Origin of the sequence: Sulfitobacter sp. SK025, from assembly GCF_003352105.1 — a bacterium.
Classification (GTDB): Bacteria; Pseudomonadota; Alphaproteobacteria; order Rhodobacterales; family Rhodobacteraceae; genus Sulfitobacter; species Sulfitobacter pontiacus.
On record NZ_CP025810.1, the window covers coordinates 114,722 to 128,180 of the forward strand.

The following is a 13,459-nucleotide window of genomic DNA, read 5'->3' on the forward strand; positions in this document are numbered from 1 at the left end:
TCGTATACCAACAAGTTTTACGCCCGCAGCAAAAGGTGACCGGATGAGCTACCTGACCGCGACGACATTGGATCAAGCGCTAACCACATTGGCCGCGGGGCCGGTGTCGATCATCGCGGGGGGGACCGATTGGTTCCCCGCACGCGGCGACCGTCCTGTGACGGGCGACCTGTTGGATATCACCCGCTTGCCAGAGCTGCGCGGCATCAGCCAAACAGACCAAGGCTGGCGTATCGGGGCGGCCACCACATGGACAGACATCATCCGCGCTGATCTGCCCGCCGCTTTCGACGGGCTCAAGCTGGCGGCGCGCGAGGTCGGGTCGATCCAGATCCAGAACGCAGGCACCATCGCGGGTAATCTGTGCAACGCTTCTCCTGCCGCCGACGGGGTGCCGCCGCTACTGACCCTGAATGCCGAGGTAGAGCTTTGCAGCGCAAACGGGTCGCGGGTGCTGCCCTTGTCGCAGTTCCTGCAAGGCGTGCGCCAGACCGTCCGCGCCCAGAACGAGCTTGTCACCGCCATCCATATCCCCGCACCCCCGGCTGATAGTCACAGCAGCTTTGTCAAACTCGGTGCGCGGAAGTATCTGGTGATCTCGATCTGCATGGTCGCGGTGCTGGCAAAGATCGAGAGCGGCAGGCTCACCGATATCCGCATCGCCATCGGCGCCGCATCCCCCGTCGCGCAGCGGCTGACCGCGCTTGAGGATCAGCTTCGCGGTAGCGCCCTTGGCGATGTAGAAAACCGCATGACTGCTGATCTGGTGCAAACGCTGAGCCCCATTTCGGATGCGCGCGCGAGCGCCGACTACCGCCTTGCCGCCAGCGTCACTTTGATCCGCCGCGCTGTGATGCGCGCCTTGAAAGGGGCCCTGTGATGGATAAACCGACCACGACAGAAGTGACCTCTTTCACCCTGAACGGCAGCATTGCGCAGGTTGAACCGCTGCCCGGTGAACGCTTGTCTTACGCGCTGCGCGAGCGGCTGGACCGCAAGGATGTAAAGATCGGCTGCAACGCGGGCGATTGCGGGGCCTGCACTGTGCTGGTCGATGGCGCGCCGGTCTGCGCCTGCCTGATGCCCGTGCAGCAAGCGGTGGGGCGGCAGGTGGAGACGCTGGCGGGGCTGGTGAAAACCGACCACGACGCGCAGGCATTGATGCAAAGCTTCCAGCACCATCAGGCCGCGCAATGCGGAATTTGCACACCGGGGATGATGGTCTCTGCCGTGGCGCTGTTGCGCGAGGTGCCGCAGCCGAGCGCGGCGCAGGTGCAGGATGCCCTTGGCGGCGTGCTGTGTCGCTGCACCGGCTATCGCAAGATCATCGACGCGGTGGTCGGGGCCCATGCTGCCGACGGGCTGACTGTCGCCCCTACCGCGCTTGGCCAGCCTGCGCGGCGGCTGGACGGGCAGGCCAAGGTCGACGGGTCAGAGGCGTTTGGCGATGACGTTGCCCCAGCCGGTGCTTTGGTCGCGCGGGTCATCCGCTCGCCCCATGCCTCGGCCGGATTTTCCTTCGGCGATCTTGAGGCATGGCGCAGCGCGCAGCCCGGGATCCATTGCATCCTGACCGCAGATGACGTGCCCGGCCTCAACGCCTTTGGCGTGATCCCGGGCTTCATCGACCAGCCGGTTTTCGCTGTGAACCACATCCGGTTCCGGGGGGAGGCGGTGGCTTGCGTCGTGGGAGAGGCGGAGGCGATGATCGCCCTTGATCTGGAAAGCTTTCCTGTCCATTGGTCGCCACAAACTGCGCTTGCCGATACCGATGCCGCGACCACCCCCGACGCGCCGCAGCTGTTCGAGGACCGCAAAGGGAACATCATGTGCGGCGGCTTCGTGCAATGCGGCGATGTGGAGGCCGCGCTCGACGCCGCCGACGTCACGGTCGAGGCGCAGTATACCACCAGTTTTGTCGAACATGGCTATATCGAGCCAGAGGCAGGCTTTGCCCAAGTGATCGACGGGCGCATCCATGTGCATGCCTGCACCCAGGCGCCAGGTATGGACCGCGAAGCACTGGCCGCGATCCTTGACCGTCCCATGGCCGACATCCGCATTGTGCCGACGGCGGTCGGGGGCGGCTTCGGATCAAAGATCGACCTGTCGTTGCAGCCCTTCATCGCGCTTGCCGCGCTCAAGACGGCGCGGCCCGTGCGCATGACCTATGCGCGCGCCGAGACGATGCAATCGACCACCAAACGCCACCCCGCGCAGATCACGATCAAGATCGGGGCCAAGGGGGATGGGACGCTTTCGGGGCTGCGGTTCGACGGGGATTTCAACACCGGCGCCTATGCGAGCTGGGGTCCGACGGTCGCCAATCGCGTGCCGGTGCATGCCTCTGGCCCCTACCACATCCCTGACTATCGCGCACGCAGCCGTGCCGTGCATACCCATTGCCCCCCCGCAGGTGCCTTCCGCGGCTTCGGTGTGCCGCAATCGGCCATCGCTCAGGAAACCGCCTTTGACCTGCTGGCCGAAAAGCTGGGGCTTGATCCGCTTGAGTTCCGTCTGAAGAACGCGCTGGCGGACGGGGTGCCCACGGTCTGCGGGCAGGTGTTCGATCAGGGCGTCGGCATCGCTCCCTGTCTAGAGGCGTTGCGCCCCGCGTGGGAGGAGGCGAAAGCCGAATGCGCCCGGTTCAATGCAAAGAATGACACGGTGAAACGCGGTGTCGGGATCGCGGGGGCGTGGTACGGCTGCGGCAATACCTCGCTGCCGAACCCGTCGACCATTCTGGCGGGCGTGCGGCCGGATGGTACGGTTGTGCTGCACCAAGGCGCGATGGACATCGGGCAGGGGGCCAATACGGTGATCCCGCAGATCTTTGCCCAAGCGCTTGGGCTGTCTGTCGAGGGGATCAAGATCCTGGGCGGTGACACCGATATCACGCCGGACGCGGGCAAAACCTCTGCCTCGCGGCAGACCTTTGTGTCGGGCAATGCCGCGCTGAAGACCGGAGAGGCGCTGCGGGCGCAGATCCTGCGGCAAGTCAATGCGGGCCCCGCCGCGCAGATCGGCTCCCAAGACGGGCAGCTCACGGTGACCGACGGCGGGCGCACGCAGCGCCTTGATCTGACGCGGCTGCCGATCGATGCGCAGGGCTATGTGCTGCAGGCGCAGGAAAGCTATGATCCGCCAGTCAAACCGCTGGATGAAAACGGGCAGGGCGTGCCCTATGCGCAGTTCGGCTATGCCGCGCATCTGGTGGTGGTCGAGGTGGATATCGCCCTTGGCCTTTGCCGCCCGCTGCGCTTTGTCGCCGCCCATGACGTGGGTCGTGCGATCAACCCGTTGCTGGTCGAGGGGCAGGTGCAGGGCGGCATCGCCCAAGGGCTTGGTATGGCGCTGATGGAGGAGTATATCCCCGGACGCACCGAGAACCTGCATGACTATCTGGTGCCGACCATCGGCGACGTTCCCCCGATCGAGACGCTGATCCTGGAGGTCGCCGATGCCCATGGCCCCTACGGCGCGAAAGGTCTGGGCGAACATGTGCTGATCCCCACCGCCCCCGCGATCCTCAACGCTATCTACCATGCCACCGGTGCGCGCGTGACGCAGACACCGGCCACGCCGACGCGCCTGCGCGCCGCCCTGAAGGAGGCCGGACATGCCTGACGACCTGCGCGACCCCAAGCCTGTGAAAATCCGCTGCGATGCCTGCCCGGTGATGTGTTTCATCGCCGACGGCAAATCCGGAGCCTGCGACCGCTATGCCAACCACGCGGGCGAATTGGTACGGCTGGACCCGCTGACCGTGATCCAGTCGGGGGCCAAGGCCGTCGCTTTTCTGGATCAGGGCGATAATGCGCAAGATTGGGACGGCGACGTGATTCAGGGCGGGCGCGATTTCGTCACCGCCGTGGGGGCGGGGACCACCTATCCGGATTACAAACCCGCGCCCTTCATCGTCAGCCAAGAGGTCGAGGGCGTGGATATGATCACCGTCGTGACCGAAGGCATTTTTTCGTATTGCGGGGTCAAGGTGAAGATCGACACCGACCGCCACATCGGCGACGAGCGCGCTGTGGTGCGCGTTGACGGAGAGGCGATCGGACACGTGATGACCTCGGAATACGGGTCCAAGATGCTGTCTTTGGGCGGGGTCGAGCATCTGACCGGCGGCTCCAAGAAAGAGGGCCGCGTGACCTGTGACGCGCTGCTGCGCCTATGTAACCGTGAACCGGTCGAGGTCACCATCGACGGCGGCGTCACCATGGTGGTCGAGGCGGGCAAAGCGCCGATCATCAACGGCGTCCCGGAAAAGCTGATGCGCGTGGGCTGTGGGTCAGCGACCATCGGAATGTTCGCCAAACAATGGCACGGGCATGTGGACGAGGTCGTCGTTGTCGATGATCACATCACCGGCGTGCTGACAGAACACGAGGCGGGCAAGGGGCTGGATATGACCCCGTCGGGCATCCGCGTGAACGGGCGGCGGTCAACGCCGGGACGGTATTTTCAGGTGGCGGACCCCGGCACCGGATGGGGCGGCACCGATGTTGAAGACCCGCTGACCATCCTGCGTGACGCCGACCCGAAGCGTGCCTGGCCGGGGCTGCGGCTGCTGATGATCTCTACCACCGGAGAGCAATGGGCCTATTTCACGCTGGATGATGATCTGATCCCGCAACCCGCCAAGATCACGCCCGAGCTGCTGGTCGTCGCGGACCGCATCGCCGAGAATTGCGAACCCTCGCTTTGTTCGGTGCTGTTCATGGGGGGGGCGGGCGGCAGTTTGCGTGCCGGCGTGACAGAGAACCCCGTGCGGCTGACGCGGTCGGTCAAGGAATCGCTGACGCATGTGTCCTGCGGCGGGGCCGAGGCCTATGTCTGGCCGGGGGGCGGCATAACCGTCATGGTGGATGTCATGGATATGCCCACGAACTCTTTCGGTTATGTACCCACCCCCGCGCTGGTGGCACCGATCGAATTCACCCTGCGGCGCGAGGATTACGGCACGCTTGGCGGGCATATGGAGCATATCCAGCCCGTGCGTGATGTGGTCACCGATGATGTGCGACGGGTGGCGCAGCAACTGCTGCAACCCGACCCGAACGCGCGGGAAAACTACGGCTGGTCGAAGGACAAGACATGACGGCACAGGCGGCTCTACTCCCCGGTGGCAGGCTGCATCTGTCCCACGGCCCGATTGATCTGGTCATCGGGGCGGATGGCGCGCGAGATCTGGCGTTTCGCGCGGGTTTCGATCGCTTTGGCACGATCCTGTCTGAACTGACGGCAGAACTGCCCCTGCTGCGCCGCCCTGTGGGCACCAAACCAAACGGCAAGATCGCCCGCGCCATGTACCGCGCCGCCTTGCCCCATGCCGACAGGCTGACCACGCCGATGATCTGCGTCGCCGGTGCCGTCGCGGCAGAGGTATTGTCGGCCATGGTGGATGCCGCCGATCTGACCCGCGCCTATGTGAACAACGGTGGCGATATCGCGCTGCATCTGACCGAAGGCGCGCGCTTTGACTTGGGCATCGCGGGGCTGGACGGGCGGTCGCTTGGCACCGTCACGATCCGCAGCAGTGATCCCATTCGCGGCATCGCCACCAGCGGGCAGGGCGGGCGCAGCCAGTCCTTGGGCATTGCCGACAGTGTCACCGTGCTGGCCCGATCCGCCGCGATGGCCGACGCGGCGGCGACCAAACTTGGCAACGCCGTCGATCTGCCCGCACATCCCGCGATCCGGCGTAGCCCCGCCAACCTGCTGCACGACGACAGTGACCTTGGTGCGGCAACGGTGGTTACCCATGTCGGGCCGCTCTCCCCTGCCGATGTTAACCACGCCCTCAAGGCGGGCGCGACAGCGGCGCAGGGTTTGCGCGACCGTGGCCTCATCTTTGGCGCGGCGCTTTTTCTGCGCGACCAACATACTGTTATCGGCTTGCCCGAAACCCTGAAATCCCTAGTGAAAGCCCCCGAATATGCCTGAGGTTATGACCCGTAAAATTGTCACCAGCGTCGAAGAGATTTTCCACGAAGGCGGCCCCCGTGCCAATACGCCGCTGAAACGCGGGTCGGTTATGGCTGTGATCCAAAACCCCTATGCAGGCTCTTATATCGAGGACATCCAGCCCTTTATGGAAGACCTCAAACCGCTGGGGGTCGCGATGGCGCAAAAGCTGCTGGCGGCGCTCGGGGTCGAGGCGGCACAGATCGAAGGCTACGGCAAAGGCAGCATCGTCGGCACGGGCGGAGAGTTGGAGCACGGTGCGCTCTGGCACGCCCCCGGCGGCTATGCGATGCGCGACGTGCTTGGGGGGTCGAAGGCGATTGTGCCATCGACGAAAAAGGTTGGCGCGGCGGGGGTGCGGCTGGATGTGCCTGTGACCCATGTCGATGCCTCTTATGTCCGCAGCCATTTCGATTCAATCGAGGTCGGCCTGAACGACAGCCCCCGCGCCGATGAAATGGCGGTGATCCTTGTGATGACCACAGGGGCCCGTATCCACAACCGCGCGGGCGGGTTGGATGCAAAGGATATCGAAGGAAAGGATGGCCTGAGATGAGCGCCGATATTCGCAAAATCGCCACTTGGGTCGAAGAGACTCACCGCGAGATCGGGCAGCAGATATCGCCCCCCACGCGCAAGGCCGTAGCTGTGGCCGTGATCAAAAACCCCTTTGCAGGCTCTTATACCGAGGACCTGACCCCGCTGATGGACATCGGCGCAGAGCTGGGGGGATTGCTGGGCGATAAATGTGTTGCGGCCCTTGGGATCACCCCCGCGCAGGCCGAAAGCTATGGCAAGGCCGCGATGGTGGGCGAGGGGGGAGAGCTGGAACATGCCGCCGCGATCCTGCACCCGAAACTGGGCGCACCGCTGCGGGTCGCGGTTGAAAAGGGGGCCGCACTGGTGCCGTCTTCGAAAAAGATGGGCGGGCCGAGGCAGGTGCTTGACGTGCCTCTGGGGCACAAGGACGCCGCCTATGTGCGCAGCCATTTCGACGGGATCGAGGTGCGGTTGAACGACGCGCCGCGCGCGGGCGAGATACTGGTGGCCGTGGCCGTGACCGATAGCGGGCGCCCCTTGCCCCGTGTCGGTGGGCTGACCCACGCAGACGCCGAAGGCAAGGACGGCCTGCGTTAGAGCCTATAGTTTCTCAAGCAGGGCCAGTAGCCGGTCGACCTCGCGCGGGGTGAGGTTGCCGACCGTCTCGGCCGAGATTTCCTGCGCGGTGGCAATCGCCTTGGCAGTCACCGCGATGCCTTCGTCGGTCAGCGAAATCTCCAGCCGCCGCATGTCGGTCTTTGACGGGGTCGAATGGACCAGCCCCTTTTTGCGCAACCGGTCGATCACGCCTTTGGTGGTCGCCGCGTCCATCCCGACCAGACGCCCCAGATGGTTCTGGCTGATCCGCGCCTCGTCGCGCAGCTTGGCCAGCACGGCGAATTGTGTCGGCGTGATATCCGGCATCCGCCGGTTAAAGATTTCAAGGTGGCGCTGGTTCGCGAGGCGCAGCTTGAACCCGATCTGTTGTTCCAACGCATAGTCTGCGGTCAGGGTCAGGTCTTGTGTGGTTTCAACCAAGGTTCTTATCCAGTGCTCTTGGGTCAATGCGTATAGATTAGGCACTATCATCCCACGGTTTCCATCTGGGGTCTATATCAGATGGGGCGCAAGAAATTGTTTGACAGCTAACAATTTTTTGGTCCTTCATGAAGCTGTGCAGAGCAAGGAGTGAACCGATGTCCTTTGTCAGAAACGCTTGGTACGTTGCGGGTTGGTCTACCGACTTTGGCGATGAGCTGGTGCCGCTGACATTGCTTGCGCAGAACCTAGTAGCCTACCGCACCAGCGATGGCCAGATCGCCGTGCTCGAAGATCGCTGCCCGCACCGGCTGCTACCGCTGTCCAAGGGCAAGCGCATCGGCGACACCATTCAATGCGGCTATCACGGTATGACCTTTGGCGCGGACGGGGCCTGCGTGCGGGTGCCGGGGCAATCGAACCTGCCCAAATCCGCCTATGTTGACAGCTATCCGGTGCTGGAACGCCACGACATTGTGTTCATCTGGATGGGCGACGCCGACAAGGCCGACCCCGCGCTGGCCTTTGACTTGCCCGAGCTGGGTCAGGAGGGGTGGCACGTCCACCACGGGGACAAGCTGCATATCCGCGCAAATTACCTCAACGTTGCCGAAAACCTTGTGGATCCGGCGCATGTCAGCTTTGTCCATCCGACGACATTGGGCAATGCGGCCTCCGAAAACGTACCCGTGCATGTCAAAACCGCAGACGAGGTGATCGTGGCATGGCGCTGGATCAGAGACGCGGAACCCATCGGCTTTTTCAAGGCATTCGGCGGCTTTAGCGGCAATGTGGACCGCTGGCATTATTACTATCTGCACATGCCCTCGACCGCCGTGATTGACTTTGGGTCGTCTGATGCAAAGCTTGAACTTCCCGAAGATCAGCGCAACAAAGGCGTGCGTATCTTTGCGCTCCATTTCGTCACACCCGTGACAGAGGACTATACGATCGACCACTGGATGCACCTGCGCAACACCGCCCTAGGCGATGACGCCGCGTCGGACCAAATGGACGCGATGTTCCGCGTAGCATTTGCCGAGGACAAGGCGATTTTGGAAGCCGTCCACCAAGAAGAACAGCGCCCCCAAAAACGCAAACCCATCCGCATCGCTATCGACAAAGCGCCCAACGTCTACCGCAAACGCATCCGCGACCGGATCGAGGCAGAGGCGACGGACGATCTGGGCGACCCCGTCGCACCGGTCTTTGTCCAGCATGATTGATCCATAAAAAGCAAAGCCGCAGCAGACGGCACACCCCAACACGAGAGGACCATCACATGAACAGAAAGACATTCCTGAACAGCGTCATAGGGGCCTTTGCCCTTGGCGTCACCGGCTTTGCCGCAACGGCGCAGTCGGGCGACCCGATCAAAGTCGGAGAGATCAACCACTACAAACGTCTCGCCGCCTTTGCCGAGCCGTATAAACAGGGCATCGAACTGGCGCTTGAGGAAATCAACGCCGATGGCGGTGTGCTGGATCGCCCGCTCGAATTCATCTTCCGCGACGATCAGGGCGACCCCGGTGAAGCGATCAAAATCGCCGAAGAGCTGATGACCAGCGAAGGCACCGTGATGATCACCGGTTCGATCCTGTCGAACGTCGGTCTGGCGATCTCCTCGGTCGCGGCGGAAAAGGGCTGGGTGTACCTCGCCGCCGAACCGCTGGCCGATGCCCTGACCTGGAGCCAAGGCAACCCCTGGACCTTCCGCCTGCGGACCTCGACCTATATGCAGGCCGCGATGCTGGCGGAACAGGCCGCCAAGACCGATGCCGTGAAATACGCGACCATCGCACCCAACTACGCCTATGGCAAAGACGCGGTGGCCGCCTTTAAGGAAGTGCTGACCGAACTGAAGCCCGAGGTCGAATTCGTCGGAGAGCAATGGCCCGCCCTGTTCAAGATCGACGCCGGCGCCGAGGTTCAGGCGCTGGAGCGGTCCAAGCCGGACGCGATCTATAACGTGACCTTCGGCCCCGACCTTGCCAAGTTCGTCCGCGAAGGTACCACCCGTGGTCTGTTCGACGGGCGCACGGTCTATGGCCTGCTTTCGGGCGAACCGGAATACCTTGAACCACTGGCCGACGAAGCCCCCGAAGGCTGGGTCGTGACCGGTTATCCCTGGTATGACTTCTCGGATGAGGACGGTGCGAACAAGCCTTTCGTTGATGCCTATCAGGCGAAATTCGATGAAACACCAAAGCTCGGGTCTCTCGTCGGGTATATGACCGCGCAAAGCATCGCCGCCGCGATCAGCAAGGCGGGATCGACCGAAGGCGACGCGATCCGTATGGCTTTCGAAGGGCTGGATGTGGCGACGCCCGTGGGCGACATCACGTTCCGCGAGATCGACAATCAGGCCACCATGGGGGCCTTTGTCGGGAAGACCATGCTCAAGGACGGTGCGGGCGTCATGACCGACTGGACCTATCTGGACGGCGCCGACTACCTGCCGTCTGACGAAGAGGTGTCGAAACTGCGTCCGGCAGAATAACCCGGACCCGCAGCCAAGGGGGGAGGCCCCCTTGGCTGCATCTGACCCCACCCCCAACATCAAGAGGTGCCCATGGGCCTTTTCATCGCACAGATTCTGACTGGGCTTGCCAATGCGGGTGCGCTCTTCATGGTTGCCTCTGGGCTGTCGCTGATCTTTGGCGTCACGCGGGTGGTGAATTTTGCCCATGGGTCGTTCTATATGCTGGGGGCTTATGTCGGCTATTCGCTGATGCAGGTGCTGCCGGGCATGGTCGGTTTCTGGGGGGCGATCCTGCTGGCGGGGCTGATCGTCGGGCTGATCGGGGTGATCGTCGAGATCTGCGTGCTGCGCCCTGTCTATAGCGCGCCTGAACTGTTCCAGCTGGTCGCGACCTTTGGCGTGATCCTTGTCATTCAGGACCTGGCGTTGATGATCTGGGGCCCGCAAGATCTGCTGGGCCCGCGCGCGCCGGGGCTGAAAGGGGTGATCCGCATCATGGGGGAACCCGTGCCGCAATATGACATCGCGCTGATCATCATCACGCCCTTCGTCGCCATCGCCCTGTGGTATCTGATCACGAAAACCCGTGTCGGCACTTTGGTGCGCGCTGCGACGCAAGACCGAGAGATGGTCGGTGCCCTTGGGGTCAATCAGGCGTGGCTGTTCACGGGCGTCTTCTTTCTGGGCTGTGCGCTTGCCGGTCTTGGCGGCGCGTTGCAACTGCCCAAGGGGGGTGCCGATCTGTTGATGGATTTCAGCATTATCGGGTCGGTCTTTGTGGTCGTGGTCATCGGCGGCATGGGGTCACTGCCGGGGGCCTATCTGGCGGCGGTGATCATCTCGGTCCTGAATGTGTTTGGCGTGACCTATGCGCCGCAGTCGACGCTTGTGCTGATGTTTGTCGTCATGGTGATCGTCCTGATGTTCCGCCCCTTCGGCCTGCTCGGGAAAGAGGAGATCGCGGGCGAGCATGGCCAGACCGGAGAGCCGGAGCGCCCGATCAAGCCCGCGGGCAATCGGATGCGCTTGCTGGTGATGGCGGGGCTGTTCATCCTTGCGCTGCTGCCGTTCTACGGCGGGAATTTCGCCGTGGTGCTGGTGACCGACATCATGATCTTCTGTCTCTTCGCCGCATCGCTGCATTTCATGCTGGGGCAGGGCGGGCTGGTCAGCTTTGGCCATGCGGCCTTCTTTGGCGGGGGGGCCTATGCCGCGGCGCTGTTTGTGACCTATGCCGACACCCCGATGGAGCTGGCGCTGGTGCTGGCCCCGATCTGCGCGGGGCTGGCCGCCGTGGTGATCGGCTGGGTCTGCCTGCGGTCCACCGGTGTCTACTTCGCCATGCTAACGCTCGCCTTCGGGCAACTGCTCTGGAGCCTTGCCTTCCAATGGGGTGATGTGACGGGGGGCGATGACGGGCTGGTCAACATCTGGCCGTCCGATTGGGCGTCGGACAATGACGTTTATTACTACCTCGCTTTTGTCTTCTGCATCGGGGGCATCCTGCTGCTGCGCCAAGCTGCGCATGCGCCCTTCGGCTATGCCGTGCGCGCGGCCCGCGACAGTGCGCGCCAAGCCGAGGCGATGGGGATCAACACCAAACGCATCCAATGGGTCGCCTTTACCTTTGCGGGCATCATGGCGGGGCTCGCGGGCGGGTTGTTCGTCTTCTCCAAGGGCAGCATCTTCCCGAACGAGCTTGAAACCGCGCGCAGTTTCGACGCGCTGATCGTGGTGTTTCTGGGCGGGGTGAAGACCCTGTCGGGCGGCTGGGTCGGCGGAGCCTTCTTTGAAGGCGTCAAAGACTACCTGACCCGTTTCGAATACTGGCGCCTCGCCTTGGGCCTGCTGATCATCTTTGTCGTGATCCTTGGCCCCGAAGGCATCGTCGGATCGCTGCGCAAGGCGGGCGAACGCATTGGCCTGCTGAAAACACCGGAGGACGCGAAATGAGCCCGATCCTGTCTGTGCGCAACCTGTCCCGCAATTTTGGTGCGATCAAAGCCGTGGATGACGTGAGCTTTGATCTTGCCAAGGGAGAGCTGCTGGCGCTGATCGGCCCCAATGGCGCGGGCAAAAGCACCTGTTTCAACATGCTGATGGGACAGCTCAAGCCGTCGTCGGGCACCGTGCAGCTGATGGGCAAGAACATCGCGGGCATGCAGCCGCGCAAGATCTGGCGCATGGGGGTGGGGCGGACGTTCCAGATCACCGCGACCTATGCCTCGATGACCGTGGTCGAGAACGTGCAGATGGCGCTGATGTCGCATCACAAGCGGCTCTATTCCCTGACCACCTTCGCCCATAAACTCTACCGCGACGAGGCGCTGGCGCTGCTTGATACCGTGGGCATGGTCGACCAGTCCGAACGTCACTGCGCGGTGCTTGCCTATGGTGACCTCAAACGGCTGGAGCTCGCCGTGGCGCTGGCCAATGACCCGATCCTGCTGCTGATGGATGAACCCACCGCTGGCATGGCACCGCGCGAACGGATCGCGCTGATGCAGCTGACCGCCGATATACTAGAGCATCGGGGCATCAGCGTTTTGTTTACCGAACATGACATGGACGTGGTCTTTGCCCATTCGCACCGCATCATGGTGCTGAACCGTGGCCAGCTCATCGCCGACGGCACTGTGGACGAGATCCGCAACAACCCGCAGGTGCAAGAGGTCTATCTGGGCGGCGGCACCCTGTTCAAAGCGCAGGAGGATGCCCATGCTTGAGGTGAACGGCGTCAATTCATTCTACGGCAAGGCGCAGGTGCTGAATGACCTGAACTTTACCGTGGATCGCGGCACTGTCGTCGCCCTGCTGGGGCGCAATGGTGCGGGCAAGACCACGACGATGAAGTCCATCATGCAGCTGGTTCGGCCACGGCAGGGCAAGATCATCTATCAGGGCCAGGACATCACCGGCTGGCCCAGCCACAAGGTCGCGCGCAACGGCTTGGGCTATGTCCCCGAGGAACGCCGGATTTTCACCCAGCTTACCGTGCTGGAAAACCTTGAGGTCGGCCGCCAGCCCCCCCGCGACGGCTGCACCACCTGGACCGAGGACATGGTGTTCGACCTCTTCCCCAACCTCGCCGAACGCCGTCACAACCGCGGCAAAGCGCTGTCGGGGGGCGAACAGCAGATGCTGACCATCGCCCGCACCCTGATGGGCAACCCCGCGTTCATCCTGCTGGACGAACCCTCCGAAGGTATCGCGCCGGTGATCGTCGAACAGATGGCCCGCGTGATCCTGCAACTCAAGGCAGAGGGGCTGACGGTGCTACTGTCCGAACAGAACCTGCATTTCGCGCAAGCGGTCGCCGATGGCGTGGTGATCATCGAACACGGCACACAGAAATTCGTCGGCACGCTCGCCGCGCTGCAATCGCAGCCGGAAATTCGGGATCAATATCTGTCGGTTTAGGGGCGG

General features: G+C 63.1%; 12 protein-coding genes. 11 read left to right on the forward strand and 1 reads right to left on the reverse strand.

What is annotated here, in order from left to right:
- Window positions 1–43: 43 nt before the first annotated feature.
- From C1J04_RS17230 to C1J04_RS17255, 6 genes are read left to right on the forward strand one after another with little or no spacing between them, the layout of a single operon-like run.
- Complete coding sequence (locus tag C1J04_RS17230) at window positions 44–880, forward strand: FAD binding domain-containing protein (protein WP_009824285.1); 837 nt, start codon at window positions 44–46, stop codon at window positions 878–880.
- The gene (locus tag C1J04_RS17235) at window positions 880–3,627 is read left to right on the forward strand and encodes a molybdopterin-dependent oxidoreductase (protein ID WP_114865670.1); all 2,748 of its coding nucleotides are present in this window, start codon (window positions 880–882) and stop codon (window positions 3,625–3,627) included. The genes C1J04_RS17230 and C1J04_RS17235 overlap by 1 nt, the downstream gene beginning before the upstream one ends.
- Window positions 3,620–5,107: a hypothetical protein gene (locus tag C1J04_RS17240; protein WP_005848888.1), complete on the forward strand. Its 1,488-nt coding sequence runs from the start codon at window positions 3,620–3,622 to the stop codon at window positions 5,105–5,107. The genes C1J04_RS17235 and C1J04_RS17240 overlap by 8 nt, the downstream gene beginning before the upstream one ends.
- Complete coding sequence (locus C1J04_RS17245) at window positions 5,104–5,952, forward strand: UPF0280 family protein (protein ID WP_009824283.1); 849 nt, start codon at window positions 5,104–5,106, stop codon at window positions 5,950–5,952. Before C1J04_RS17240 ends, C1J04_RS17245 begins: the two co-directional genes overlap by 4 nt.
- A complete protein-coding gene (locus C1J04_RS17250; protein WP_005848892.1) occupies window positions 5,945–6,529 on the forward strand; it encodes an amino acid synthesis family protein in 585 nt (194 codons plus the stop codon). Before C1J04_RS17245 ends, C1J04_RS17250 begins: the two co-directional genes overlap by 8 nt.
- A complete protein-coding gene (locus tag C1J04_RS17255; protein WP_114865671.1) occupies window positions 6,526–7,110 on the forward strand; it encodes an amino acid synthesis family protein in 585 nt (194 codons plus the stop codon). The genes C1J04_RS17250 and C1J04_RS17255 overlap by 4 nt, the downstream gene beginning before the upstream one ends.
- A gap of 3 nt (window positions 7,111–7,113) precedes the next feature.
- Here C1J04_RS17255 and C1J04_RS17260 read toward each other — a convergent pair whose 3' ends face one another.
- Window positions 7,114–7,551 carry a MarR family winged helix-turn-helix transcriptional regulator gene (locus tag C1J04_RS17260; protein WP_005848896.1) on the reverse strand — a complete coding sequence of 146 codons (438 nt, stop codon included), beginning with the start codon at window positions 7,549–7,551 and terminating at the stop codon, window positions 7,114–7,116.
- Between the two features lie 158 nt (window positions 7,552–7,709).
- Here C1J04_RS17260 and C1J04_RS17265 point away from each other — a divergent pair, with 158 nt between their 5' ends.
- The 5 genes from C1J04_RS17265 to C1J04_RS17285 all read left to right on the forward strand — a co-directional run bounded on the left by C1J04_RS17265 (window position 7,710) and on the right by C1J04_RS17285 (window position 13,453).
- Window positions 7,710–8,777 carry an aromatic ring-hydroxylating dioxygenase subunit alpha gene (locus C1J04_RS17265; protein WP_009824281.1) on the forward strand — a complete coding sequence of 356 codons (1,068 nt, stop codon included), beginning with the start codon at window positions 7,710–7,712 and terminating at the stop codon, window positions 8,775–8,777.
- Window positions 8,778–8,833: 56 nt separating this feature from the next.
- Window positions 8,834–10,051: an ABC transporter substrate-binding protein gene (locus C1J04_RS17270; RefSeq protein ID WP_009824280.1), complete on the forward strand. Its 1,218-nt coding sequence runs from the start codon at window positions 8,834–8,836 to the stop codon at window positions 10,049–10,051.
- A 72-nt stretch (window positions 10,052–10,123) separates the two neighbouring features.
- Window positions 10,124–11,986, forward strand: coding sequence for an ABC transporter permease (locus C1J04_RS17275; RefSeq protein ID WP_009824279.1), 1,863 nt, complete (start codon window positions 10,124–10,126; stop codon window positions 11,984–11,986).
- Window positions 11,983–12,759 carry an ABC transporter ATP-binding protein gene (locus C1J04_RS17280; RefSeq protein ID WP_009824278.1) on the forward strand — a complete coding sequence of 259 codons (777 nt, stop codon included), beginning with the start codon at window positions 11,983–11,985 and terminating at the stop codon, window positions 12,757–12,759. Before C1J04_RS17275 ends, C1J04_RS17280 begins: the two co-directional genes overlap by 4 nt.
- Window positions 12,752–13,453: an ABC transporter ATP-binding protein gene (locus C1J04_RS17285; protein WP_005848905.1), complete on the forward strand. Its 702-nt coding sequence runs from the start codon at window positions 12,752–12,754 to the stop codon at window positions 13,451–13,453. The genes C1J04_RS17280 and C1J04_RS17285 overlap by 8 nt, the downstream gene beginning before the upstream one ends.
- Window positions 13,454–13,459 lie beyond the last annotated feature (6 nt).